The organism is Pontibacter populi, assembly GCF_019336435.1.
In the GTDB taxonomy this organism is placed as follows: domain Bacteria; phylum Bacteroidota; class Bacteroidia; order Cytophagales; family Hymenobacteraceae; genus Pontibacter; species Pontibacter humidus.
This window is the reverse complement of record NZ_JAHWXQ010000001.1, coordinates 789,007-814,442: the sequence shown is the minus strand read 5'-3', so window position 1 is coordinate 814,442 and position 25,436 is coordinate 789,007. Positions and strand designations below refer to the sequence as shown.

Here is a 25,436-nt window from a genome sequence, read left to right as displayed (position 1 = left end):
AAAATGACCAGGGAAGAAAAAGAGATAATTGTACAAGACCTGAGCGAAAAGTTAGCTAACACTAACTATTTCTATATCACTGATGCTTCTACTATGACAGTTGCAAGTATCAACCAATTCAGGAGAATGGCTTTCGATAGAGGCCTGGAATACAAAGTTTACAAGAACACATTAATCAAGAAAGCATTAGATACTTTAGAAGCTGATACAACTGCTCTTGCAGAAGTATTAAAAGGTTCTTCAGGCATCTTGTTTTCAACTGAATCAGGCAACGCTCCTGCGAAGCTTATCAAAGACTTTAGGAAAAAAGGACACACGCTTCCACTTTTAAAGGGTGCCTTTATTGATAGTGGTATTTATGTTGGCGAAAACCAGCTGGATACATTATCAACAATCAAGTCTAAGTTTGAGCTGATCGCTGATGTAATTGCATTGCTTCAGTCTCCTGCTAAGAATGTTATCTCTGGCCTACAGGGTGGTGGTAACAAGCTTGCCGGAATTCTTAAAACTCTATCTGAAAAAGAATAATTTTTTTAAAACGTAATCAATAAGTAACTTTTAATTTCAATAAAAATGGCAGATTTAAAAGCATTCGCTGAGCAGTTAGTAAACTTAACTGTGAAAGAAGTTAACGAACTAGCTACAATCCTGAAGGACGAATACGGCATTGAGCCAGCTGCTGCTGCTCCAGTTATGATGGCTGGTGGTGGTTCTGCTGAAGGTGGAGCTGCTGCAGAAGAAAAAACTTCTTTTGACGTAATCCTTAAGTCAGCAGGTGCATCTAAACTAGCAGTTGTTAAACTTGTTAAAGAACTTACAGGTCTTGGCCTGAAAGAAGCTAAAGAAGTAGTTGACAGCGCTCCTAAGGCTCTGAAAGAAGGTGTAGCTAAAGATGAAGCTGAATCTCTTAAGAAATCATTAGAAGAAGCTGGTGCTGAAGTAGAGATCAAGTAATCTCACTTTATCAACATATCGAGAACAGGTAGACCTGGCGTTTTAGTCAGGTCTTTTCCTGTTTGTATATGGATTCATAATTGAATCCTTTTTTGCCCACAGCTGTTTTTGGCATCGGGAGCTGAAAACTTATTGTTAACGTTAAATTTCCAAGGCTTTGGCTAAAAATAAAACAATAGAGAGAATCAATTTCGCCTCAATTAAGAAGGTAATTGATTATCCTGATTTTCTTGATGTTCAGCTGCAGTCCTTCCAGGACTTTTTCCAATTGGAAACTGCTGCTGAAAATAGAGCTCAGGAAGGATTGTTCAAAGTTTTCGCGGAAAACTTTCCAATCTCTGATTCTCGTGAGAACTTCGTTCTGGAGTTCATCGATTATCACGTAGATCCGCCAAAATATTCTGTAGATGAGAGTATCGACAGAGGACTTACATATTCTGTTCCGCTTAAAGCTAAACTTCGCCTGATCTGTAATGATGAGGATAACGAAGACTTTGAGACAATAGAACAGGAAGTTTTCCTTGGTAATATTCCATATATGACTGAGAAAGGCTCCTTTGTAATCAATGGGGCTGAACGTGTTATTGTATCTCAGTTACACAGGTCTCCGGGTGTATTCTTTGCACAAAGCAAGCACACAAACGGAACAAAACTATATTCTGCCAGAATTATTCCTTTTAAAGGTTCTTGGGTAGAGTTTGCAACAGACGTTAATAACGTGATGTATGCTTACATCGACCGTAAGAAAAAGTTTCCGGTAACTACACTTTTACGTGCTATTGGTTACGGTACGGATAAGGATATTCTTGATCTGTTTGGTCTATCTGAAGAAATACCGGCAAACAAGACTAACCTTAAAAATGCGGTAGGCAGAAAGCTGGCTGCACGTGTTCTTAAGACATGGACAGAAGACTTCGTTGATGAAGATACTGGAGAAGTAGTATCTATTGATCGTAATGAAGTATTAATGGAGCGTGACTCTGAAATTACCGCAGAAGACATCGATGTTATAGTTGAGTCTGGTAACAAGTCTATCGTTCTGCACCGTGAGAATGTAAACATTGCTGATTATGCAATCATTTACAATACACTTCAGAAAGACAACTCTAACTCTGAGCAGGAAGCGGTAGAGCAGATCTATCGTCAGCTTAGAAATACGGAGGCACCGGACGTAGAGACGGCTCGTGATATTATTCAGAAGCTTTTCTTCTCAGATAAGCGTTATGACCTGGGTGAAGTTGGTCGTTATAGAATCAACAAAAAGCTAGGCATTGATACAAACTGGGATGCTAAGGTTTTAACAAATGACGATATAGTTCTGATTGTTAAGTACCTGATCGGTTTGATTAACTCAAGAGCTGTAGTGGATGATATTGACCACTTAAGCAACCGACGTGTAAGAACAGTAGGTGAGCAGTTATATGCACAATTTGGTGTAGGTCTGGCACGTATGGCCAGAACCATCAAAGAGCGTATGAACGTTCGTGATAACGAAGACTTCAAACCAGTTGATCTTATCAACGCACGTACGTTGTCTTCAGTGATCAACTCGTTCTTCGGTACCAACCAGCTTTCTCAGTTCATGGACCAGACGAACCCACTGGCAGAAGTGACGCACAAACGTCGTGTATCTGCCCTGGGACCAGGTGGTCTGTCAAGAGAGCGTGCAGGTTTCGAGGTACGTGACGTTCACTATACACACTATGGTCGTCTTTGTACTATTGAAACTCCTGAAGGACCGAACATTGGTCTGATCTCTTCACTTTGCGTGCATGCGCGTGTAAACCATATGGGCTTTATCGAAACTCCTTATCGTAAGGTAGTTAATGGTATAGTAAACGTAGCCGGTGAAGTAGAATACCTAACAGCTGAAGAAGAAGATACCCACCACATTGCACAGGCTAATGCCGTGATCGATGATAAAGGTAACTTCATCAATGATAGAGTAAAAGGTAGATTTGAAGGTGACTTCCCTGTGGAGGAGCCATCAACTTATACTTACATGGACATTGCACCAAACCAGATTGTTTCTGTGGCGGCGTCTATGATTCCATTCCTTGAGCATGATGATGCTAACCGTGCCCTGATGGGTTCGAACATGCAGCGTCAGGCAGTTCCGCTTCTTAAACCACAAGCACCTATAGTTGGTACAGGTCTGGAAGGCAGAGCAGCAATTGACTCAAGAGCACTGGTTATAGCTGAAGGCGACGGTGTAATCGATTTCGTAGATTCAACTAAGATCGTAGTAAAATATGATCTTACTGATGAAGAGAAACTAGTTTCATTCGATGCTGAATATGTAACCTATAAACTGATCAAATTCCGCAGAACCAACCAGGATACATGTATTAACCTGACTCCACTTGTGAGAACAGGTCAGCGTGTAACCAAAGGTCAGCCACTGTGCGAAGGATATGCAACTAACGATGGTGAGCTTGCACTTGGCCGTAACTTACAGGTTGCGTTCATGCCTTGGCAGGGTTATAACTTCGAGGATGCGATCGTAATATCTGAGAAAGTAGTACGTGATGACGTATTTACTTCTATTCACATTGAAGAGTTTGAACTGGAAGTTCGTGAGACGAAACGTGGCGAAGAAGAATTAACTTCTGAGATACCAAACGTTAGCGAAGAAGCAGTAAGAAACCTTGATGAGAACGGTATCATCAGAATCGGTGCTGAAGTTAAAGAAGGTGATATCCTGATTGGTAAGATCACTCCAAAGGGTGAAACAGATCCAACTCCGGAAGAGAAACTTCTTCGCGCTATCTTTGGTGATAAAGCCGGTGATGTGAAGGATGCTTCGCTTAAGGCGCCGCCATCACTGAACGGTGTTGTGATTGAAACTAAGTTGTTCTCCCGTCCTAAGAAGGATAAAAACCTTAGAGCAAAATCTAAGAAAGAGGTTGAAGAACTGAAAGTTAAATATTCGAAAGACCTGATCGCTATTAAGAATGTAATGGTTGATAAACTGGTTGACTTACTGGAAGGTAAGACGACACAGGGTATCAAGCACAAATTCGGTGATGAGATCTTAACGAAAGGATCTAAGTTCAGCAGAAAGAACATAGTAGAAGCTTTATTCCCTGAAAAGAACCCTTACAAGGATGAGAGCAACTATGCAGTTCCGGAAGAAGTGAACATGTTCAAGGATCTGATCCTTGAGAACTGGACAAGTGACGAGAAAACCAACAACATGCTACTGGAGTTGGTGAAGAACTATACCAAGCGTCGTAACATTATATCTGCACACTTTAAGCGCGAAAGATTTACGCTGGAAGTAGGAGATGAATTACCGGCAGGTATCGTGCAGTTAGCCAAAGTATACATCGCCAAGAAGCGTAAGCTGAAAGTAGGCGATAAGATGGCTGGTCGTCACGGTAACAAGGGTATAGTTGCCCGTATCGTTCGTGATGAAGATATGCCATTCCTGGAAGATGGAACTCCTATGGACATCGTGCTTAACCCGCTTGGTGTACCTTCAAGGATGAACATCGGTCAGATCTATGAAACTGTACTTGGATGGGCTGGTTTAAGATTAGGTCGTAAGTATGCGACTCCGATCTTTGACGGTGCTACGGAAGAGCAGGTTTCTGCAGAGTTGACAGAAGCAGGACTGCCACGTTTTGGTAGAACTTACCTGTTCGATGGTTTATCTGGTGACAGATTCGACCAGCCGGTAACAGTAGGTGTAATCTACATGCTGAAACTGGGTCACTTGGTTGATGATAAAATGCACGCTCGTTCTATCGGACCATACTCATTGATCACGCAGCAGCCATTGGGTGGTAAAGCCCAGTTTGGTGGTCAGCGTTTCGGTGAGATGGAGGTGTGGGCACTGGAAGCATTCGGTGCTTCTAACGTGCTGCAGGAAATACTTACAGTAAAATCAGATGACGTTATTGGCCGTGCAAAAGCTTATGAAGCAATTGTGAAAGGCGATGTGTTGCCTAAACCAAATATCCCGGAATCATTCAACGTATTGATTCACGAGCTAAGAGGTCTGGCATTAGAGATAACGTTGGAGTAATAAAGTACAAGCGCTCCGGAGATTTCCGGAGCGCTTAACTTACTTTAAATACAGATAGCTGTAAGGCAAATAAGTTGTATCGATATTATTAGAATAATATGGCATTTGCAAAAACCAAAAAGCTAACTCAGGACTTCTCCAAAGTAACGATAAGCTTGGCTTCTCCAGAATCAATTCTGGAACGTTCCAACGGAGAGGTAGTTAAGCCTGAGACCATAAACTATAGAACCTATAAGCCTGAAATGGGTGGTTTATTCTGCGAAAGAATATTCGGACCTGTTAAGGACTGGGAATGCCACTGCGGAAAGTATAAGAGAATCAGATACAAAGGTATCATCTGCGACCGTTGCGGTGTAGAGGTTACTGAAAAGAAAGTGCGTCGTGAGCGTATGGGCCATATTGAGCTTGTAGTTCCTGTAGCACATATCTGGTACTTCAAATCTCTTCCGAACAAAATCGGTTATCTGTTAGGCTTACCTACAAAGAAGCTTGACCAGATCATCTATTACGAAAGATATGTAGTTATTCAGCCTGGTATTTTGGCAGAGGACGGTGTGAACACACTGGACTTCCTGACTGAAGATGAATACCTGGATATGATTGATAAGCTTCCACGTGAGAACCAGATGTTGGACAACAATGATCCAAACAAGTTCATCGCGAAAATGGGTGCTGAAGCATTACAGATGTTACTGGAGCGTACGAACCTTGATGATTTGTCATACGAGCTTCGTCATGCCGCCGCTCACGAGACTTCGCAGCAGCGTAAAGCTGAGGCGTTAAAGCGTCTTCGTGTAGTAGAAGCATTCCGTGATGCTGCAACAAGAATTGAAAACAGACCTGAGTGGATGATCATCCGCATGGTTCCTGTTATTCCGCCAGAGCTTCGTCCTCTAGTTCCGTTGGATGGTGGTCGTTTCGCTACTTCTGACTTGAATGACCTTTACCGTCGTGTTATTATCCGTAATAACCGTCTGAAGCGTCTGATCGAAATCAAAGCTCCTGAGGTAATTCTTCGTAACGAGAAGCGTATGCTACAGGAGGCGGTAGACTCTCTGTTCGACAACTCACGTAAAGTGAACGCTGTTCGTGCAGAAGGTAACCGTGCACTGAAGTCGCTTTCTGATATGCTGAAAGGTAAGCAGGGACGTTTCCGTCAGAACTTACTTGGTAAGCGTGTTGACTACTCTGGCCGTTCGGTAATTGTGGTGGGTCCTGAACTAAAGCTTCATGAGTGCGGTCTGCCTAAGAACATGGCAGCTGAGCTTTTCAAGCCGTTCATCATCCGTAAGCTGATTGAAAGAGGTATCGTTAAGACTGTAAAGTCAGCTAAGAAAATTGTAGATCGTAAGGATCCTGTTGTTTGGGATATCCTGGAGAATGTGCTGAAAGGCCACCCGGTACTCCTTAACCGTGCTCCTACACTACACAGACTTGGTATCCAGGCATTCCAGCCAAAACTGATTGAAGGTAAGGCAATCCAGTTACACCCACTTGTGTGTACTGCGTTCAACGCCGACTTTGACGGTGACCAGATGGCGGTGCACGTTCCACTAGGACCTGCAGCTATCCTGGAAGCCTCTATGCTGATGCTTGCTTCGCATAACATCCTTAACCCTGCTAACGGTGCTCCAATTGCAGTACCTTCTCAGGACATGGTTCTTGGTTTATACTATGTAACCAAAGGAAAGCGCAGCACAGAGAATGAAACTATCAAAGGAGAGGGCATGAGCTTCTATTCTCCTGAGGAAGTTATTATCGCAATAAACGAAGGTCGTCTTTCTAAACATGCACACATTAAAGTGCGTGTTAACATTAAAGATGAAAGCGGCCAGATCGTAAATAAATTAACTGAAACTGTAGCTGGTCGTGTATTGTTCAACCAGTTTGTGCCTGTAGAAGTTGGATACATTGATGAATTACTAACGAAGAAGAAACTTCAGCAGGTAATTTCCCGCGTGTTCAAAGAAACAGGTATGGCTCGTACAGCTCACTTCCTGGATGATATCAAAACACTTGGATTCCAGTCTGCCTATAAAGGCGGTCTGTCAATGGGTCTTGGTGATATCAACATCCCGGCAGAGAAAGAAATACTTGTTGAGCAGGCTAAAAAAGATGTAGATGCTGTATGGCAGAACTACTCTATGGGTCTGATCACAGACAACGAGCGTTACAACCAGGTAATTGATATCTGGACTCGTATCAACAACCAGATCACTGAAACGTTGATGCGTCGTTTGGAAAATGAAGATCAAGGCTTTAACTCAATCTTCATGATGATGCACTCTGGAGCCCGTGGTTCAAGAGAGCAGATCCGTCAGCTGGGTGGTATGCGTGGTCTGATGGCTAAGCCTCAGAAATCACTTCAGGGTTCAGTAGGTGAGATTATCGAAAACCCGATCCTTTCTAACTTTAAGGAAGGTCTGGATGTAATCGAGTACTTCATCTCTACTCACGGTGCTCGTAAAGGTCTTGCCGATACAGCGCTTAAAACTGCGGATGCTGGTTACCTGACTCGTCGTCTGGTAGACGTATCGCAGGACGTAATCGTGAACGAAGAAGACTGCGGTACTTTACGTGGTCTGGAAGTGAGTGCGCTTAAGGATAACGAAGATATCGTTGAATCTTTATCAGAGCGTATCCTTGGCCGTGTAACAGTACACGATGTATACGATCCGATCACAAATAACCTTATAGTTGAATCTGGTTCAGAGATCACAGAAGAAGTTGCACGTGACATTGAAAACACAGCAATTGAATTTGTTGAGATTCGTTCAGTGCTTACTTGTGAGTCTAAGCGTGGTATCTGTGCTAAGTGCTACGGACGTAACTTGGCAACAGGATTTATGGTGCAGAAAGGTGAGGCAGTAGGTGTAATTGCAGCTCAGTCAATTGGTGAGCCAGGTACACAGCTTACACTTCGTACATTCCACGTGGGTGGTACGGCATCTAACATTGCAGTAGAGGCAACTATAAAAGCTAAGTTTGCTGGTAAAATCGAGTATGAAGATGTGCGAACAATCGACACGATCAACAACGAAGGTGAGCCGGTGAAAGTAGTAATGGGACGTTCAGGTGAGGTGAAAATAGTTGATCCTAATACAGGTAAATTATTCATCAGTAACCACGTGCCTTATGGTTCATTCCTGACTGCAAATGATGGACAGCTTGTAGAGAAAGGAGACAATATCTGTAGCTGGGATCCATACAACGCGGTTATACTTTCAGAATTTGATGGTAACGTTGGTTATGAGTCGATCATTGAAGGTATTACTTATCGTGAAGAATCTGATGAGCAGACAGGTTACCGTGAGAAGGTTATTATCGATACAAAAGATAAGACACAGAACCCGGCTATACTTGTAAACCCTAAGAGTGGAGAGCCGAAAGGTTACAACATTCCGGTAGGTGCACACATCGTAGTTGAAGATGGTGAGAAGATTAAAGCAGGTCAGATCCTTGTAAAGATTCCTCGTGCCATTGGTAAAACACGCGACATCACAGGTGGTCTTCCACGAGTTACTGAATTATTTGAAGCACGTAACCCATCTAACCCGGCCGTTGTGTCTGAAATTGATGGTGTTGTAACATATGGTAGTGTGAAGCGTGGTAACCGTGAAATCTTCATTGAGTCGAAAGACGGAGTGAAGAAGAAATACATGGTGCCTCTATCCAAACACATCCTTGTTCAGGACAACGACTTCGTGAGAGCAGGTATGCCATTATCAGATGGTGCAATTACGCCAACAGATATCCTGAATATTCAGGGACCAGGTGCAGTACAAGAGTATCTGGTGAATGAGATTCAGGAAGTATACCGCTTACAAGGTGTGAAGATCAATGATAAGCACATTGAAGTTGTAGTTCGCCAAATGATGCAGAAAGTAGTAATACTTGATCCGGGTGATACCAGCTTCTTGGAGCACCAGGTGGTTGATAAGATCCTGTTTATGGAAGAAAACGACCGCATCATTGATATGAAGGTAGTTGAAGAAGCTGGTGACTCAGCAACGATGAAACCAGGTCAGATAGTAACAGCACGTCGTTTACGTGATGAGAACTCTAGCCTGAAGCGTCGTGACCTGCGATTAGTAACCGTAAGAGATGCATCTCCGGCTGTTTCTCGTCCAACGTTACAAGGTATCACACAGGCTTCATTAGGAACACAAAGCTTTATCTCAGCAGCATCATTCCAGGAAACTACAAAAGTACTGAGCGAAGCAGCTATAAAAGGTAAAGCAGATGAGCTGCTGGGTCTGAAAGAGAACGTAATTGTTGGTCACCTGATCCCGGCTGGTACTGGCTTGAAAGAGTATCAGAAACTGATCGTTGGTAGCCAGGAAGAATACGATTCACTTACAGAATCTAAGAAAGCTACAGCTAAATCAAAGCAGCAAGCATTACAGAATAAATAAATAGAACCATGGCAGAAGAACAGCAGAACCAGAATCAAATTAACATTGAGTTATCGGAAGAAGTAGCAGAAGGGCAATATGCAAATCTTGCCATGATCGCACATTCCAGTAGCGAATTTGTTATTGATTTTATTCGTCTGATGCCAGGTTTGCCAAAAGCAAAAGTTAAATCAAGAGTTGTTATCACCCCAGAGCATGCTAAAAGATTATTAGCAGCTCTGGCTGATAACATCAAAAAATATGAAAGTAGCTTTGGCGAAATAAAGCAGGCAAGTGAAGCACCATCTTTCCCGATGAACTTCGGAGGGACAGTTGGCGAAGCATAAGGTGCTAATAATTAATAAATTAAAATTTTGAAATTGCAAAGTGAATTTTATACCTTTGCAGTCCGAAATTGAAATTGGATAAATCTATAATTAACAGATTGTAAATGCCTACTATACAGCAATTAGTAAGAAAAGGTAGAGAGAAACTGACTTATAATTCTAAGTCTCCTGCCTTGGATGCATGCCCTCAGCGACGTGGTGTATGCACAAGAGTGTACACAACTACGCCAAAGAAACCAAACTCTGCAATGCGTAAAGTTGCAAGGGTGAGATTGACAAATGGTAAAGAAGTGAACGCTTACATACCAGGTGAAGGTCACAACCTACAGGAACACTCTATTGTTCTTATCAGAGGTGGTAGAGTAAAAGACCTTCCAGGTGTTCGTTACCACATCGTACGTGGTGCACTGGATACTGCAGGTGTAAGCGGCCGTCTTCAGTCCCGTTCTAAGTACGGTGCTAAGAGACCTAAGCCAGGACAAGCTCCAGCGGCTGCCGGAAAAGGTAAAAAGAAATAATTAATAGCGTTTAATATAATGAGAAAAGCAAAGCCGAAGAGTAGAATTCTCCTTCCAGATCCAAAATACAAAGAAACATTAGTAACACGTTTTGTAAACTACCTGATGGTAGATGGCAAGAAAAGTGTTGCTTATGGAATCTTCTATGATGCTGTAGATCTAGTAGAGCAAAGAACAAAAGAGAACGGTCTTGAAACTTGGAAAAAAGCATTGAATAACATCATGCCAAGTGTAGAAGTTAAAAGCCGTCGTGTTGGAGGAGCTACTTTCCAAGTGCCGACTGAGGTTCGTCCGGACCGCAGAGTATCTCTGGGAATCAAATGGATGATTTCCTACTCACGCAAGAGAGGTGAGAAGACAATGAAGGATAAATTAGCAGGTGAAATAATCGCAGCTGCTAAGGGTGAAGGTGCTGCCGTTAAGAAAAAAGACGATACGCACAGAATGGCGGAAGCCAACAAAGCATTCTCACACTTTAGATTCTAGTAAATGGCAAGAGACCTAAAATATACCAGAAATATTGGTATTGCAGCGCACATTGATGCGGGCAAGACCACTACTACTGAACGTATTCTATATTATACAGGTAAATCTCACAAATTAGGTGAAACACACGAGGGCTCTGCTACCACCGACTGGATGGAGCAGGAACAAGAGCGTGGTATCACGATTACTTCTGCAGCGGTAACAGTAAACTGGCCATACAGAAATAATGATTACCATATAAACATCATTGATACTCCTGGTCACGTGGACTTTACTGTTGAAGTAAACCGCTCACTAAGAGTACTTGATGGTCTGGTATTCCTTTTCAGTGCTGTAGATGGTGTAGAGCCACAGTCTGAGACAAACTGGAGACTAGCTGACAACTATAAAGTTGCGCGTCTTGGTTTCGTAAACAAAATGGACCGCTCTGGTGCTGACTTCCTTGCTGTATGTAAGCAGGTGAAAGAAATGCTTGGTAGCAATGCCGTAGCACTTCAGTTACCAATTGGTTCAGAAGATAACTTCAGAGGTGTAGTTGACTTAGTTAACTTCCGTGGTATAGTTTGGAATGAATCAGATAAAGGCATGACCTTTACTGAAGTTCCTATTCCGGACGATATGATGGAGGAAGCTGAAGAATACAGAGAGAAACTTCTGGAAGCAGTAGCTGATTATGATGAGAGATTGATGGAGAAATACTTCGACGATCCAGCATCAATCACAGAAGATGAAATTCTTGCTGCTCTTCGTGCTGCAACTATTGATATGGCGATTGTGCCTATGCTTTGTGGTTCTTCATTCAAGAACAAAGGTGTACAAACAATGCTTGACTATGTAATGGCTTTATTACCATCTCCGATGGATAAAGAAAGCATTACAGGTACTGACCCTGATACAGGTAATGAAATAGCTCGTAAGCCAAGTGCGGCCGATCCATTCGCAGGACTTGCATTTAAGATCGCAACAGACCCTTATGTAGGTCGTCTGTGCTTTGTTAGAGCATACTCTGGTGTGCTTGAAGCAGGATCTTATGTTTATAACACGCGTTCAAATAATAAAGAGCGAATCTCTCGTATCTTCCAGATGCACGCCAATAAGCAGAACCAGATCGAAAGACTGGAAGCTGGTGATATTGCTGCTGTTGTAGGTTTTAAAGATATCAAAACCGGAGATACGCTTTGCGACCAAGGACATAAGATCGTTCTTGAATCAATGGATTTCCCTGAACCAGTAATTGGTTACGCTATTGAGCCAAAAACTCAGGCTGACTCTGATAAAATGGGTATGGCTATTGCCAAACTTGTTGAAGAAGATCCAACACTACAGGTAAATACCGATGAAGAAACAGGTCAGACTATTCTTCGCGGTATGGGCGAACTTCACCTTGAGATCATTATCGATCGTATGAAGCGTGAGTTCAAAGTAGAGTTGAACCAGGGTGCACCACAAGTAGCATATAAAGAAACAATCACTAAAACTGTTGAACACAGAGAAGTATTCAAAAAGCAGTCAGGTGGTCGTGGTAAATTTGCTGATATCGTGTTCACAATGGGACCACGTGAAGATGGCAAGCAAGGACTTGAATTTGAGAATGCAATTGTAGGTGGTGTTATTCCTCGCGAATTTATACCAGCTGTTCAGAAAGGTTTCGAAGAAGCAATGAAGAACGGTATCCTGGCAGGCTTCCCAATCGATTCAATGAAAGTGCGTCTGTTCCATGGTTCGTTCCACGATGTTGACTCTGACTCATTATCATTTGAATTAGCAGCTCGTCAAGGTTTCAAAGAAGCAGGTAAGCAATGTGCTCCAAAACTTCTTGAGCCGATCATGGCGGTTGATGTTGTTACTCCAGATGAGTACACAGGTCCTGTAACAGGTGACTTGAACAGAAGAAGAGGTATCATGAAAGGTATGGATACAAAAGGTACATCAACAGTTGTTAAAGCAGATGTTCCATTATCAGAACTTTTCGGTTATGTTACTGACCTTCGTACAATTACATCAGGTAGAGCTACAGCTTCTTTAACTTTCGCTCACTATGAGCAAGTACCACAGAACTTAGCAGATGGCATTATTGCCAAAATTAAAGGAACATCAGCTAAATAGTTGTTACAAAAATGAATCAGAAAATAAGAATTAAATTAAAGTCTTACGATCACAATTTAGTTGATAAGTCATCTGAGAAGATCGTTAAAGCAGTAAAAGCAACAGGTGCTATAGTTAGTGGTCCAATTCCACTTCCTACAGAGAAAGATAAATTCACTGTTCTTCGCTCTCCACACGTTAACAAAAAGTCACGTGAGCAGTTCCAGTTGTGCACTTACAAGAGACTGGTTGATATCTATTCAACAAGCTCTAAAACTGTAGATGCGCTAATGAAGCTTGAATTACCAAGTGGTGTTGATGTTGAGATCAAAGTTTGATAAGCACATTAAATGATTAAAAAAAGAGAACCATAGTGATATGGTTCTCTTTTTTTATAGGCTGATTAAGAATATTTTACAGAAGAGTTGTAAAGAGAGATTAAATTTTATTAACTTTGCACTCCCTTAGCTATAGCTGAGGGGTAATATTATTATATCCATCTAAAAAAACAAGTTGAATGCCTGGAATTATCGGTAAAAAAATCGGAATGACAAGCCTCTTCACACCAGATGGTAAAAACATACCAGTAACGCTTATTCAAGCAGGACCGTGTGTTGTTACTCAGGTGAAGACGGTAGAAAACGATGGCTATGCTGCAGTACAGCTTGGCTTCGGTGACAAGAAGTTAAAGAGAGTAACTAAAGCGGAAGCAGGTCACTACAAGAAAACTAATACGGCTCCTAAGAAAAAGGTTGCAGAATTTGATGCAGAAGGTGCGTCATTGAATGCAGGAGATGTGGTTGATGCCAGCCTATTCATTGAAGGGGAATTTGTTGACGTTGTAGGAACATCAAAAGGTAAAGGTTTCCAAGGCGTTGTAAAGCGTCACGGATTTGCCGGTGTTGGTGGTCAGACACACGGTCAGCACAACAGGGCTAGACACCCAGGTTCAATTGGTGCTTGTTCATGGCCATCAAGAGTATTCAAAGGAATGCGAATGGCAGGTAGAACAGGTGGTAACAGAGTTACAATCCAAAACCTGACAATCATGCGAGTAATCGCTGATAAAAATCTTTTAGTAGTTAGTGGCTCTGTTCCAGGTGCCAAGAACTCTTACGTTTTAATCGAGAAATAAAATGGAGCTTTCTGTATTGAATATAAAAGGTGAAGATACAGGTAGAAAGATCGCTCTTTCTGATGCTGTGTTTGGCGCTGAGCCGAATCAGCATGCAATGTATCTTGACGTGAAACAGTACTTGGCTAATCAAAGACAAGGAACGCATAAATCAAAGGAGAGAAACGAAGTTGCTGGATCTACCAAAAAGATCAAAAAGCAAAAAGGTACCGGTGGTGCCAGAGCTGGTAGCATAAAGTCTCCTGTTTTTGTTGGTGGTGGTAGAGTTTTCGGTCCAAAGCCTAGAAACTATAGCTTTAAACTGAACAAGAAGCTTAAAACAGTTGCTAGAGTATCTGCTCTTTCTCTTCTGGCAAAAGACAATAAAGTTGCTTTAGTAGAGTCGTTCTCTTTAGAGACGCCGAAAACTAAAGACTTTATTGCGATCCTTAACAATATCAAATCTACTGGTAAAACATTGTTCGTTATTCCAGCTGCAAATGATAACATAGTTCTTTCAGGAAGAAATATTCCTAAAGTAAAAGTGGCAACTGCTACGGATCTTAACACATATGACCTGCTGAATGCTGAGCGTGTTGTGTTAGTAGAAGAGTCAGTAAACATTATCGAAAACCTCTTAAGCAATAAGTAATGAACGTACTTAAAAGACCGCTTGTGACGGAAAAATACACTGCCATGAACGAAGTAGGAAAGTATGCTTTTGAGGTTGAGAAGAAAGCCAATAAAGTAGAAATCAAAAAGGCAGTAGAAAAGCTTTATGGTGTAACAGTAACAAATGTTGCTACCATGAGATCAATAGGTAAAGTAAAGACCAAATACACCAAGTCAGGTTCAGTAGCAGGTCGAACTTCATTGATCAAAAAAGCGATAGTAACCTTGAAAGAAGGTGAAATGATAGATTTTTATAGCGGAATATAATTAATCAGAAATGGCTTTAAAAAAGTTAAGACCAACAACACCAGGTCAAAGATTTAGAGTAGCGCCAGCCTTCGACGAAGTAACGGCATCTGCTCCTGAAAAATCTTTGTTGGCACCATTGAAAAAATCTGGTGGGCGTAACAACCAAGGTAAAATGACTATGCGCTATTTGGGCGGTGGTCATAAGCGTAAGTACAGAATGATTGATTTCAAAAGAACAAAGCATGGCGTGCCTGCTACTGTGAAATCAATTGAGTACGATCCAAACCGTACGGCCCGTATTGCATTAGTATTTTATGCTGACGGTGAGAAGAGCTACATCATAGCTCCAACTGGTATCGAAGTAGGTTCTGTTATCATTTCAGGTCCAGGTAATGCTCCTGAGATTGGTAACTGCCTTCCTTTATCTGATATTCCTTTAGGTACAATTATTCACAACATCGAGTTACAGCCTGGTCAAGGAGCTATCCTTGCTAGAAGTGCAGGTTCATACGCACAGTTAGTAGCTCGTGAAGGCAGATACGCTACTATCAAATTGCCATCAGGCGAATTGAGAATGGTGCTTGTTGTATGCTATGCCACTGTAGGAACTGTTTCTAACTCAGACCACATGAATGTGAAACTGGGTAAAGCAGGTAGAAACAGATGGATGGGCAGACGTCCAAGAGTTCGTGGTGTTGCGATGAACCCGGTAGATCACCCTATGGGTGGTGGTGAAGGTAAGTCTTCAGGTGGTCACCCTCGCTCACGTAAAGGCTTATACGCTAAAGGTCTTAAGACCAGAAACAAGAACAAGTATTCTGAGAAGTTAATAGTTAATAGAGGAAAGAAATAATAAATGGCTAGATCATTAAAAAAAGGGCCTTATATTGACTATAGGCTCGAGAAGAAAGTAGTTGCGATGAACGATGCCGGCAAGAAGACGGTTATCAAAACGTGGTCGCGCAGATCAATGATTTCTCCTGATTTCGTTGGACATACCTTTGCAGTACATAATGGTAATAAGTTTATTCCAGTGTATGTAACTGAAAACATGGTAGGTCACAAGCTTGGTGAATTTGCACCAACAAGAAACTTCAGAGGTCACATAGCTAAAAAAGATAAAGGCAAGCGATAACCATGGAAGCAGTAGCTAAATTAAATAATGTGCCTACATCTCCACGTAAGATGAGATTAGTGGCCGATATAATACGCGGTAAGAGCGTAGCAAAAGCCTTAGGTATCCTTAAGTTTGAGCCAAATTCAGGTGCAGCAAGATTAGAGAAGCTTCTTTTATCTGCTTTATCTAACTGGCAACAGAAAAATGAAGATGCTCAGATAGAAGATGCAAATCTGTATGTTAAATCAATCTTTGTAGATGAAGGAAAGATGTTAAAGCGTCTTCGTCCAGCTCCACAGGGTCGTGGTTACCGCATCAGAAAGAGATCAAATCATGTTACTCTGGTAATAGACAGCATGACTGAAGAGCAACTTGAGCAAAAATCAAAGAAATCAAAAAAAGCCAATAAGTAAGAATATGGGACAGAAAGTAAATCCGATCGGTTTTCGCCTAGGAGTTATCAAAGGTTGGGATTCTAACTGGTATGGCGGCAAAGATTTCGCTGAGAAGCTTGTTGAAGACGAGAAAATCAGAAAATATATTTTAGCTCGTATCCCTAAAGGTGGTATCTCTAAAATAATAATCGAAAGAACACTTAAGCGTATCACTATTACAATTAATACAGCCCGTCCGGGTGTTGTTATTGGTAAAGGTGGTCAGGAAGTAGATAAGATTAAAGAAGAACTTAAGAAGCTTACAAACAAAGATGTTCAGATCAACATTTTTGAAATTAAGCGTCCTGAGTTAGATGCTAAACTGGTAGGTGAGTCTATTGCCCAGCAGTTACAGGCACGTATCTCTTTCCGTCGCGCAATGAAGCAGGCAATTGCTTCTGCTTTACGCGTAGGTGCTGAAGGTATCAAAGTGCAGGTTTCAGGTCGTTTAGGCGGTGCTGAAATGGCACGTACAGAGCACTACAAAGAAGGTAGAACTCCACTACATACACTTCGTGCTGATATTGACTATGCTTTATCTGAAGCTCAAACTGTTTACGGTAAGCTCGGAATTAAAGTGTGGATCTTCAGAGGTGAGGTTTATGGAAAGAAAGATCTGACTCCTAACGCTGGTTTAGAAAGCAAAGGACCAGGATCTTCTCAGGGAGGTGACAGACGCAATGCAGGAGGAGGCAACCGTAAGAAAACAGACGGTGGTGCTCCAAAACGCAGAGATAACAAGCGTCGTCAGTAATTGATTGCTAACATTATTAAGTTTTAGAAAATGTTACAGCCGAAAAGGACTAAATATAGAAAAATGCAGAAAGGTCGTGTGACTGGACTTGCTCACAGAGGAAGCACCATTTCATTCGGATCATTTGCAATTAAATCTCTTGAAGCATCTTGGATCACGAGCCGCCAGATAGAAGCAGCTCGTATCGCGATGACAAGAGCAATGAAACGTGAAGGCCAGGTTTGGATCAGAATATTCCCAGACAAGCCAATTACCAAGAAGCCTGCAGAGGTTCGAATGGGTAAAGGTAAAGGTTCGCCTGAGTATTGGGTAGCCGTTGTTAAGCCAGGTACAATCATGTTTGAATCTGATGGTGTTACTTTAGAAGTTGCAAAAGAATCATTGAGATTAGCAGCCCAGAAGTTACCTGTTAAAACAAAGTTTGTAGTACGTAGAGATTACGTTGAGAAGTAGTAATATGAAAAATTCAGAAATAAAAGCTTTGTCTTTAGAGGAACTACAAGAGAAGCTTAACACTGAGAAGACCAACATGCAGAACCTTCGTTTTGCTCATGCCATATCTCCATTGGAAAACCCAATGAAAATCCGTGAGTCCAAAGCAACGATTGCACGTCTGAATACAGAGTTGCGTCGTCGTGAAATTGAAGCTAACTCTTAATACTTAAACAAAATGGAAGAGAGAAATCTTAGAAAAGAAAGAAGTGGTAAGGTTGTTAGCAACAAAATGGACAAATCTATCACTGTGCTTGTTGAGAGCAAAATGAAACACCCGATTTACGGGAAGTTTGTAAGCAAGTCCAATAAGTTCATGGCACATGATGAGAACAATGAGTGCAATATCGGTGATACCGTGCGTATTCAGGAAACTCGTCCGCTTAGCAAGAACAAGAACTGGCGTTTAGTTGAAATCATAGAAAGAGCTAAGTAAGATGATACAGCAAGAATCAAGATTAACTGTAGCTGACAACAGCGGTGCAAAAGAAGTTCTTTGCATCCGTGTCCTTGGTGGAACAGGAAAGAAATACGCTTCAATCGGAGATCGTATTGTTGTAACTGTAAAGTCTGCCTTATCCTCTGGAAATATTAAGAAGGGAACAGTTTCTAAAGCTGTTATTGTTAGAACGAAAAAAGAAATCAGAAGAAAAGATGGTTCTTATATTCGTTTCGATGATAATGCTGCTGTTCTGCTGAATGCGAACAATGAACCACGCGGTACGCGTATTTTTGGTCCAGTAGCTCGTGAACTTCGTGAAAAACAATTCATGAAAATCGTTTCACTTGCGCCTGAAGTTCTATAAATCCTAATTCTCAGTAAAGATGAATAAGAAAAAACTTCATGTTAAGACTGGCGATACGGTAAAAGTAATTGCTGGTGACGAACGCGGTAAGACAGGCCGTATCACATCTGTTTTAACAGATAAAAATAAAGTAGTAATAGAAGGATTAAACCTGGTAACGAAACATACGAAGCCAAGCGCTAAAAATCCTCAGGGCGGTATTACTAAAGTTGAAGCTCCAATTCATGCGAGCAATGTAACTTTAGTAGATCCAAAGACTGGTGAAAAAGCCAAGACTGCCAATAGAAAGAACAGCGCGGGTAAAACTGAACGTTACTCTAAAAAGACAGGAGAAGTAATCTAATATGGCAACTTCAAGATTTAAAGAAAAATACCAGGCAGAAGTAATTCCTGCCCTGAGAGAAAAGTTCCAGTACAAGAACGTAATGCAGGTGCCAAAGATTACTAAAATCTCTATTAACAGAGGTATTGGTGCTGCAGTTGCTGATAAGAAGCTAGTTGATATTGGTGTAGATGAGCTAACGACTATTACTGGTCAGAAGGCAGTTGCAACTATAGCAAAGAAATCTGTATCGAACTTTAAGCTTCGTGAAGGTATGCCGATTGGAGCTCGTGTTACACTGAGAGGCCAGAAGATGTATGAATTCCTAGACAGACTTCTTACGATCGCTCTGCCACGTGTACGTGACTTCAGAGGAGTAAATGATAAAGGCTTTGATGGAAGAGGTAATTATACTTTAGGTATCAAAGAGCAGATCATTTTCCCAGAGATCAGCATTGACAAGATTAAATCCATAAGTGGTATGGACATAACTTTTGTTACAACAGCTAACACTGATGAAGAAAGTTATGAGCTATTGAAAGCTTTTGGTATGCCTTTCACAAACATTAAAAAGTAACAGCAATGGCGAAAGAAGCAGTAAAAGCAAGAGAGCTTAAAAGACAGAAAATGGTAGCAAAATATGCTGCTAAAAGAGCTGAGCTTAAAGCAAAAGGAGATTATGAAGGCTTAGATAAATTACCTAAGAACGCATCTCCTATCAGATTGCACAACAGATGCAAACTAACTGGCAGACCACGTGGATACATGAGAAAATTCGGAATATCTCGCGTAACGTTCAGAGAGCTTGCTCTTGCAGGTAAAATACCAGGTGTAACAAAGTCGAGCTGGTAATTTTTCTAGTATCTATATAATAGATAAAGAAAAAATAATTATCTTTGCGGCTCGCTTATAAAAAAGCGATCATTATTTAAGTCATTCATAATGAACTCAGATCCAATAGCAGATTATTTAACTAGAGTGCGTAACGCTATAAAAGCGAACCACCGCATAGTTGAAATACCATCTAGCAAAATCAAAAAGGAAATAACAAAAGTACTGTACGATAAAGGGTATATTCAAAGTTACAAGTTTGAAGACTCAGCTGTACAGGGCACCATCAAAATAGCTCTTAAGTATAATCCTTCAACTAAACAGTCTGCGATTGTTAAGTTAGAGAGAATTAGCAAGCCAGGGCTTCGTAAATACGTGGGAGGTGATGAGCTTCCACGCGTATTGAATGGATTAGGTGTAGCCATCGTTTCTACTTCTAAAGGCGTAATGACTGACAAGGAAGCACGCACGCAGAATATTGGTGGTGAAGTATTATGTTTTGTTTATTAATCAGGAGGGGAGACAATGTCACGTATAGGAAAATTGCCAATCACTCTGCCAAGCAATACAGAAATATCAGTAGATGATAAGAACGTAGTAACTATAAAAGGACCGAAAGGCTCTTTAACTACTGCTGTTGATGCTGATATCATTGTAAAAACAGAAGATAATCAAATCATAGTTGAAAGACCAACAGAGCAGAAGCGTCATAAAGCTATGCATGGCCTTTACAGATCATTGATCAATAACATGATCATTGGTGTAAGTGAAGGTTATAAAGAGCAGCTTGAGCTTGTGGGTGTTGGTTTTAAAGCATCTGTTCAAGGTCAGGTACTTGAGCTTTCATTAGGTTATTCACACAACATATTCGTTGCACTTCCTGCTGAAGTATCAGTTAATGCTGTTACAGAAAAAGGTAAAGCGCCGGTTGTTACTTTAGAAAGTAATGATAAGCAGCTTTTAGGCCAGGTGGCTGCAAAAATCAGATCACTGCGTAAGGTTGAACCTTACAAAGGAAAAGGTATCCGATTTGTTGGTGAAGTTGTAAGAAGAAAAGCTGGTAAGACAGCATCTAAATAATCATCATCATGTCTGCTAATAAAGTACAAAGAAGATCAAGAATTAAGAAAAGCATCAGAAGAAAGATAGCCGGTACGTCTGAAAGACCAAGGCTGTCTGTCTTCAGAAGTAATCGTGTAATTTATGCACAGATTATTGATGATGTTGCAGGAGTAACACTTGCTGCTGCATCCTCAGCTAAATTAGATGATGCTACGAAGGCTAATGTTGAAACTGCTACTAAAGTAGGTAAAGAAATAGCTTCTAAAGCCCTGGAAAAAGGTATTACGCAAGTAGTATTCGATAGATCTGGCTACCTGTATCATGGTAAAGTTAAATCATTGGCTGAAGGTGCTAGGGAAGCTGGCCTTAAATTCTAAAATATTATGTTGAAGAACAATATACGTAGTGTAAAGGCTAGCGAAATCGAATTAAAGGAGAGAGTAGTAGCTATAAACAGAGTTGCCAAAGTAGTAAAAGGTGGTAGAAGATTTAGCTTCGCTGCTATAGTTGTTGTTGGTGACGGGAACGGAGTTGTAGGTTACGGATTAGGTAAAGCCAATGAAGTAACTGATGCAATTGCTAAGGGAATTGATGATGCTAAGAAAAACTTAGTTAAAGTTCCTTTATATCATCACACTGTGCCACATTCTATGGAAGGCAAATACTCAGGTGGTTATGTATTAGTTAGACCAGCTGCGCCAGGTACTGGTGTAATTGCTGGTGGTGCTATGCGTGCAGTACTTGAAAGTGCTGGTATAAAAGACGTACTTTGCAAATCAAAAGGATCATCTAACCCACATAACGTGGTGAAGGCTACTTTTGATGCTTTAGCAAAAATGCGTGATCCATTAGCTGTTGCACAGCAAAGAGGTGTTAATTTACAGAAAGTATTTAATGGTTAATGTCATGGCGAAAGTAACTATCACACAAGTTAAAAGCATTATTGACAGACCTAAGAACCAGAAGCTTACAATTCAGGCTTTAGGTTTAGGAAAAATCAATAAATCAGTAACTGTAGAGTTTACACCACAGATTGCTGGTATGGTTAATAAAGTTCAGAATTTGATCGTAGTAAAAGAACAATAAAATGTATTTACATTCATTACAACCTGCTGAAGGAGCTGTAAAGTCAAGAAAAAGACTTGGCCGTGGTACCGGATCTGGTAGAGGTGGTACTTCTACTAGAGGTCACAAAGGTGCGAAGTCTCGTTCAGGCTATTCGCAGAAATCAGGATTTGAAGGTGGTCAGATGCCACTTCAGAGACGTGTTCCTAAGTTTGGCTTCAAGAACATAAACAGAGTTGAATACAAAGGTATCAACTTAGATGTTCTTCAGTCATTAGCTGAGAGCACAGGAGAAACTGTTCTTAACTTTGATTTCTTCAAAGCTCATGGACTTGTTTCTAAGAACGATAAAGTAAAAGTATTGGGTAGAGGTGAGTTAAATAAAGCGATTGAGGTTCACGCCCATGCTTTCTCTCAGACAGCTACAACAACAATTGAAAAAGCAGGCGGTAAAACAGTAGCTATCTAATAGGTATGAAGAAGTTTTTAACAACAATAAAGAACATATTTGCTATTGATGATCTACGAGTTAGAATACTCAATACAATCGGTTTTATAGCAATATTCAGACTCGGTTCTTATGTTGTTCTTCCTGGTGTTGATCCTAATCAATTAAAAGCTAACACTGCCGGTTTATTCGGTTTGTTAGATACTTTCTTAGGTGGTGCATTTAGCAATGCATCCATCTTTGCATTAGGTATCATGCCATATATATCGGCTTCGATCGTATTACAGCTGTTAACTATTGCTGTTCCTTATTTTCAAAAGATGCAGAAGGAGGGTGAATCTGGTCGAAAGAAAATCAACCAGATTACCCGAGTTCTTACCATTGTCATTACTTTAGCACAAGCAGTAGGCTTTGTTGCCACTATAAACAGTGAAGCAATAGCTATTAACACAACATTATTTACCATCACATCAATGATCGTACTTACAGCAGGTACAATCTTCTGTATGTGGTTAGGTGAAAAGATAACCGATAAAGGAATAGGTAATGGTATATCCATGCTTATTATGATCGGTATCGTATCAAGATTCCCTGGAGCAATTGCTGCAGAATTTTTGTCAAAACAACTGAATGGCGCGCTGTTATTCCTGTTCGAATTAGCAGTTCTGTTCTTCGTTGTAATGTCAGTAATCATGCTTACCCAGGCTATAAGAAGAATTCCAGTGCAGTATGCGAAGCAGGTTGGTGGAAACTCTTTATATAGCGGTCAGCGTCAGTTTATACCTTTAAAAGTGAATGCAGCTGGCGTTATGCCAATCATCTTTGCTCAGTCTTTAATGTTCCTGCCATCTATGATAGCTGGAATGTGGGCTGATACAAGTGAAACTGCAAATTACATTGGATCTACTTTCTCTGACTTTACGTCGTGGCAGTATAATTTAGTTTTTGGTTTACTAATTTTAGTATTTACCTATTTCTATACTGCTATCAGTGTTGATCCAAACAGAATAGCGGATGATCTAAAAAGAAGTGGCGGGTTTATACCAGGCGTGAAACCAGGCCGTGCTACTTCAGAATATATAGATGCTATTTTAACTAGAATTACTCTGCCAGGTGCTATTTATCTAGCTCTAGTAGCGATCTTTCCTGCAATCGCAATGTTGTTCGGGATAACAAGAGAGTTCTCACAGTTTTTTGGTGGTACTTCTCTTATTATTATGGTTGGTGTTGTTCTTGACACTCTTCAACAAATCGAAAGTTACCTGCTGATGCGCCATTATGATGGTATGATGAAGTCAGGTAAACTAAGAGGAAGGACTGAGAATATAGCGATGGTATCTTAATAAATGATATTTTACAAAACTGAAGAAGAAATTGAGCTAATTCGCCAGGGTGCTTTGATATTAGGCAAAGCCCATGGCGAAATAGCTTCTCTTATAAAAGAGGGTATTACAACCGCTGAGCTTGATAAAAGAGCTGAAGAGTTTATAAAAGACCACGGTGCTCAACCTTCCTTTTTGAACTATAATGGTTTCCCTTATAGTTTATGTATTTCACCTAATGCTGTAGTTGTTCATGGTTTCCCGGGAAAACACCAATTAAGAGACGGAGATATTATTTCAGTTGATGGTGGTGTTTATTATAAAGGTTTCCATAGTGACTCAGCTTACACACATGCAGTAGGCAATGTATCGGAAGAGGTTAAAAAACTTCTTGAAGTTACAAAGAAAAGCCTTCAGAAAGGAATTGAAAAAGCTATAGTTGGTAACAGGATGGGTGACATTAGCCATGCTGTACAGCAACATGCTGAAGCAAACGGTTTCAGTGTAGTAAGAGAGTTAGTTGGTCATGGAGTTGGCCGTAACTTACATGAAGCGCCTGAAGTTCCGAACTATGGAAAGAAGGGGCAAGGTGTTAAACTACAGGAAGGACTTGTACTTGCAATTGAGCCAATGATAAATCTGGGAACAAGAAACGTTGTTCAGGAGGAAGATGGCTGGACTATAAGAACAAGAGATAAAAAACCTTCTGCTCATTTTGAGCATACGGTAGTAGTAAGAAAAGGTAAAGCAGAAGTATTAACTACTTTTGATTATATAGAAAAAGCTAAAAACTTATAAATGGCCAAGCAGTCATCTATAGAACAGGACGGGACAATTGTAGAAGCATTATCAAATGCTATGTTTCGTGTAGAACTTGAAAACGGGCATCAGTTAATCGCTCACATTTCTGGAAAGATGAGAATGAATTACATTAAGATCCTTCCAGGAGATAAAGTGAAGCTGGAGATGTCTCCTTATGATTTAACAAAAGGTCGGATTGTTTATCGATATAAATAAATACAATGAAAGTTAAAGCATCAGTTAAAAAGAGAAGTGTGGATTGCAAGGTTATCCGCCGCAATGGAAAGCTTTATGTAATCAACAAAAAGAATCCAAGATATAAACAAAGACAAGGATAATTAAATAAGTATGGCAAGAATAGCAGGAGTAGATATTCCGGATAACAAAAGAGGAGAGATCGCTTTAACCTATATCTTTGGTATAGGCCGCAATCTTTCAAAATCTATCTTAACCAAAGCCGGGGTGGATCTTGACAAAAAGGTGAAAGACTGGACTGAAGATGAGTCCAATGAGATCAGAAATATTATTGCTTCTGAGCACAAGACTGAAGGTGTTTTAAGATCTGAAGTTCAGTTGCACATTAAGCGTCTTCTTGATATCGGTTGCTACCGTGGTTTAAGACACCGTAAAGGTCTACCAGTTCGTGGACAGCGTACCAAAAATAACTCTCGTACGAGAAAAGGTAAGCGTAAGACAGTTGCAAACAAGAAGAAAGCTTCTAAATAATTAATTGATCATGGCTCAGAAAAGAAAAGATAAAGCTAAAAAGCGTGTCGTAGTTGTAGAAGCAACTGGCCAAGTACACATTAAAGCTTCTTTCAATAATATTATTATCTCAGTAACCAACAATGCAGGTCAAGTAATATCTTGGGCTTCTGCTGGTAAAATGGGTTTTAAAGGTTCTAAAAAGAACACTCCTTACGCTGCACAGATGGCAGCTTCAGATTGCGCAAAGGTTGCTTATGACCTTGGTATGCGTAAAGCTGAAGTTTTTGTTAAAGGTCCTGGCGCAGGTAGAGAGTCCGCTATCCGTACTGTGCAAAATTCAGGTATCGAAGTAACAACTATAAAGGATGTTACTCCTCTACCACACAACGGATGTCGTCCTCCTAAACGCAGAAGAGTTTAATTTT

The 25,436-nt window shown here is 40.8% G+C and carries 35 protein-coding genes; all 35 read left to right on the top strand.

Translation table 11 applies throughout. The features are described 5' to 3' along the window. The first annotated feature begins 3 nt into the window (after positions 1 to 3). The 35 genes from rplJ (at position 4) to rpsK (ending at position 25,432) form a co-directional block, all read left to right on the top strand. On the top strand, positions 4 to 528 hold the full coding sequence (rplJ, locus tag KYK27_RS03455) for a 50S ribosomal protein L10 (RefSeq protein WP_162427722.1): 525 nt from the start codon (positions 4 to 6) through the stop codon (positions 526 to 528). A gap of 45 nt (positions 529 to 573) precedes the next feature. Further along, positions 574 to 954: a 50S ribosomal protein L7/L12 gene (gene rplL / locus KYK27_RS03450; RefSeq protein WP_199108634.1), complete on the top strand. Its 381-nt coding sequence runs from the start codon at positions 574 to 576 to the stop codon at positions 952 to 954. 157 nt (positions 955 to 1,111) lie between these two features. Then, positions 1,112 to 4,984 (top strand): DNA-directed RNA polymerase subunit beta, encoded by a 3,873-nt coding sequence (gene rpoB, locus KYK27_RS03445; protein WP_199108633.1) that lies wholly within the window; start codon positions 1,112 to 1,114, stop codon positions 4,982 to 4,984. 98 nt (positions 4,985 to 5,082) lie between these two features. Further along, positions 5,083 to 9,399, top strand: coding sequence for a DNA-directed RNA polymerase subunit beta' (gene rpoC, locus KYK27_RS03440; protein WP_199108632.1), 4,317 nt, complete (start codon positions 5,083 to 5,085; stop codon positions 9,397 to 9,399). An 8-nt stretch (positions 9,400 to 9,407) separates the two neighbouring features. After that, positions 9,408 to 9,725: a DUF3467 domain-containing protein gene (locus KYK27_RS03435; RefSeq protein ID WP_199108631.1), complete on the top strand. Its 318-nt coding sequence runs from the start codon at positions 9,408 to 9,410 to the stop codon at positions 9,723 to 9,725. A gap of 104 nt (positions 9,726 to 9,829) precedes the next feature. Then, positions 9,830 to 10,243: a 30S ribosomal protein S12 gene (rpsL, locus tag KYK27_RS03430; RefSeq protein WP_199108630.1), complete on the top strand. Its 414-nt coding sequence runs from the start codon at positions 9,830 to 9,832 to the stop codon at positions 10,241 to 10,243. An 18-nt stretch (positions 10,244 to 10,261) separates the two neighbouring features. Then, complete coding sequence (gene rpsG, locus KYK27_RS03425; protein WP_162346206.1) at positions 10,262 to 10,729, top strand: 30S ribosomal protein S7; 468 nt, start codon at positions 10,262 to 10,264, stop codon at positions 10,727 to 10,729. Positions 10,730 to 10,732: 3 nt separating this feature from the next. Then, positions 10,733 to 12,835, top strand: a complete 2,103-nt coding sequence (gene fusA / locus KYK27_RS03420) for an elongation factor G (RefSeq protein WP_199108629.1) — start codon at positions 10,733 to 10,735, stop codon at positions 12,833 to 12,835. An 11-nt stretch (positions 12,836 to 12,846) separates the two neighbouring features. After that, positions 12,847 to 13,152, top strand: coding sequence for a 30S ribosomal protein S10 (gene rpsJ / locus KYK27_RS03415; protein WP_007654312.1), 306 nt, complete (start codon positions 12,847 to 12,849; stop codon positions 13,150 to 13,152). A 179-nt stretch (positions 13,153 to 13,331) separates the two neighbouring features. After that, on the top strand, positions 13,332 to 13,949 hold the full coding sequence (gene rplC, locus KYK27_RS03410) for a 50S ribosomal protein L3 (protein WP_199108628.1): 618 nt from the start codon (positions 13,332 to 13,334) through the stop codon (positions 13,947 to 13,949). Position 13,950: 1 nt separating this feature from the next. Beyond that, positions 13,951 to 14,580 (top strand): 50S ribosomal protein L4, encoded by a 630-nt coding sequence (rplD, locus tag KYK27_RS03405; RefSeq protein ID WP_199108627.1) that lies wholly within the window; start codon positions 13,951 to 13,953, stop codon positions 14,578 to 14,580. Further along, positions 14,580 to 14,867 (top strand): 50S ribosomal protein L23, encoded by a 288-nt coding sequence (gene rplW / locus KYK27_RS03400; protein WP_199108626.1) that lies wholly within the window; start codon positions 14,580 to 14,582, stop codon positions 14,865 to 14,867. The genes rplD and rplW overlap by 1 nt, the downstream gene beginning before the upstream one ends. A 10-nt stretch (positions 14,868 to 14,877) precedes the next feature. Next, positions 14,878 to 15,702: a 50S ribosomal protein L2 gene (gene rplB / locus KYK27_RS03395; RefSeq protein ID WP_199108625.1), complete on the top strand. Its 825-nt coding sequence runs from the start codon at positions 14,878 to 14,880 to the stop codon at positions 15,700 to 15,702. Between the two features lie 3 nt (positions 15,703 to 15,705). Beyond that, the gene (rpsS, locus tag KYK27_RS03390) at positions 15,706 to 15,984 is read left to right on the top strand and encodes a 30S ribosomal protein S19 (protein ID WP_162346212.1); all 279 of its coding nucleotides are present in this window, start codon (positions 15,706 to 15,708) and stop codon (positions 15,982 to 15,984) included. A gap of 2 nt (positions 15,985 to 15,986) precedes the next feature. Then, positions 15,987 to 16,379, top strand: a complete 393-nt coding sequence (rplV, locus tag KYK27_RS03385; RefSeq protein WP_162427711.1) for a 50S ribosomal protein L22 — start codon at positions 15,987 to 15,989, stop codon at positions 16,377 to 16,379. Positions 16,380 to 16,383: 4 nt separating this feature from the next. After that, positions 16,384 to 17,154: a 30S ribosomal protein S3 gene (gene rpsC / locus KYK27_RS03380; RefSeq protein WP_162427710.1), complete on the top strand. Its 771-nt coding sequence runs from the start codon at positions 16,384 to 16,386 to the stop codon at positions 17,152 to 17,154. A 30-nt stretch (positions 17,155 to 17,184) separates the two neighbouring features. Then, positions 17,185 to 17,607 (top strand): 50S ribosomal protein L16, encoded by a 423-nt coding sequence (rplP, locus tag KYK27_RS03375; protein WP_162427709.1) that lies wholly within the window; start codon positions 17,185 to 17,187, stop codon positions 17,605 to 17,607. A 4-nt stretch (positions 17,608 to 17,611) separates the two neighbouring features. Beyond that, entirely contained in the window at positions 17,612 to 17,812 is a 201-nt protein-coding gene (gene rpmC, locus KYK27_RS03370; protein ID WP_162346216.1) for a 50S ribosomal protein L29, read from the top strand. A gap of 12 nt (positions 17,813 to 17,824) precedes the next feature. Then, positions 17,825 to 18,082, top strand: a complete 258-nt coding sequence (rpsQ, locus tag KYK27_RS03365) for a 30S ribosomal protein S17 (RefSeq protein WP_199108624.1) — start codon at positions 17,825 to 17,827, stop codon at positions 18,080 to 18,082. Between the two features lies 1 nt (position 18,083). Next, positions 18,084 to 18,452: a 50S ribosomal protein L14 gene (rplN, locus tag KYK27_RS03360; RefSeq protein ID WP_162427707.1), complete on the top strand. Its 369-nt coding sequence runs from the start codon at positions 18,084 to 18,086 to the stop codon at positions 18,450 to 18,452. 19 nt (positions 18,453 to 18,471) lie between these two features. Next, positions 18,472 to 18,795, top strand: coding sequence for a 50S ribosomal protein L24 (gene rplX / locus KYK27_RS03355; RefSeq protein ID WP_199108623.1), 324 nt, complete (start codon positions 18,472 to 18,474; stop codon positions 18,793 to 18,795). 1 nt (position 18,796) lies between these two features. Further along, positions 18,797 to 19,351 carry a 50S ribosomal protein L5 gene (rplE, locus tag KYK27_RS03350; RefSeq protein ID WP_199108622.1) on the top strand — a complete coding sequence of 185 codons (555 nt, stop codon included), beginning with the start codon at positions 18,797 to 18,799 and terminating at the stop codon, positions 19,349 to 19,351. A gap of 5 nt (positions 19,352 to 19,356) precedes the next feature. Next, on the top strand, positions 19,357 to 19,626 hold the full coding sequence (rpsN, locus tag KYK27_RS03345; protein WP_162427704.1) for a 30S ribosomal protein S14: 270 nt from the start codon (positions 19,357 to 19,359) through the stop codon (positions 19,624 to 19,626). Between the two features lie 90 nt (positions 19,627 to 19,716). Next, on the top strand, positions 19,717 to 20,115 hold the full coding sequence (rpsH, locus tag KYK27_RS03340) for a 30S ribosomal protein S8 (RefSeq protein WP_162427703.1): 399 nt from the start codon (positions 19,717 to 19,719) through the stop codon (positions 20,113 to 20,115). Between the two features lie 15 nt (positions 20,116 to 20,130). Continuing rightward, positions 20,131 to 20,685, top strand: a complete 555-nt coding sequence (gene rplF, locus KYK27_RS03335) for a 50S ribosomal protein L6 (protein ID WP_162427702.1) — start codon at positions 20,131 to 20,133, stop codon at positions 20,683 to 20,685. Positions 20,686 to 20,693: 8 nt separating this feature from the next. Then, the gene (gene rplR, locus KYK27_RS03330; RefSeq protein WP_199108621.1) at positions 20,694 to 21,044 is read left to right on the top strand and encodes a 50S ribosomal protein L18; all 351 of its coding nucleotides are present in this window, start codon (positions 20,694 to 20,696) and stop codon (positions 21,042 to 21,044) included. 6 nt (positions 21,045 to 21,050) lie between these two features. Continuing rightward, complete coding sequence (rpsE, locus tag KYK27_RS03325) at positions 21,051 to 21,569, top strand: 30S ribosomal protein S5 (protein ID WP_162427700.1); 519 nt, start codon at positions 21,051 to 21,053, stop codon at positions 21,567 to 21,569. Between the two features lie 4 nt (positions 21,570 to 21,573). Further along, positions 21,574 to 21,753, top strand: coding sequence for a 50S ribosomal protein L30 (gene rpmD / locus KYK27_RS03320; RefSeq protein ID WP_219337347.1), 180 nt, complete (start codon positions 21,574 to 21,576; stop codon positions 21,751 to 21,753). A 1-nt stretch (position 21,754) separates the two neighbouring features. Next, positions 21,755 to 22,201, top strand: coding sequence for a 50S ribosomal protein L15 (rplO, locus tag KYK27_RS03315; protein WP_199108619.1), 447 nt, complete (start codon positions 21,755 to 21,757; stop codon positions 22,199 to 22,201). A gap of 5 nt (positions 22,202 to 22,206) precedes the next feature. After that, the gene (gene secY, locus KYK27_RS03310) at positions 22,207 to 23,523 is read left to right on the top strand and encodes a preprotein translocase subunit SecY (protein WP_199108618.1); all 1,317 of its coding nucleotides are present in this window, start codon (positions 22,207 to 22,209) and stop codon (positions 23,521 to 23,523) included. 3 nt (positions 23,524 to 23,526) lie between these two features. Further along, the gene (map, locus tag KYK27_RS03305) at positions 23,527 to 24,300 is read left to right on the top strand and encodes a type I methionyl aminopeptidase (RefSeq protein ID WP_199108617.1); all 774 of its coding nucleotides are present in this window, start codon (positions 23,527 to 23,529) and stop codon (positions 24,298 to 24,300) included. Beyond that, entirely contained in the window at positions 24,301 to 24,519 is a 219-nt protein-coding gene (infA, locus tag KYK27_RS03300) for a translation initiation factor IF-1 (protein WP_159585173.1), read from the top strand. 5 nt (positions 24,520 to 24,524) lie between these two features. Then, positions 24,525 to 24,641, top strand: a complete 117-nt coding sequence (gene rpmJ / locus KYK27_RS03295; protein WP_162427695.1) for a 50S ribosomal protein L36 — start codon at positions 24,525 to 24,527, stop codon at positions 24,639 to 24,641. Between the two features lie 10 nt (positions 24,642 to 24,651). Then, the gene (rpsM, locus tag KYK27_RS03290) at positions 24,652 to 25,029 is read left to right on the top strand and encodes a 30S ribosomal protein S13 (RefSeq protein WP_162346230.1); all 378 of its coding nucleotides are present in this window, start codon (positions 24,652 to 24,654) and stop codon (positions 25,027 to 25,029) included. A gap of 10 nt (positions 25,030 to 25,039) precedes the next feature. Next, entirely contained in the window at positions 25,040 to 25,432 is a 393-nt protein-coding gene (rpsK, locus tag KYK27_RS03285; protein WP_137759957.1) for a 30S ribosomal protein S11, read from the top strand. Positions 25,433 to 25,436: the final 4 nt, after the last annotated feature.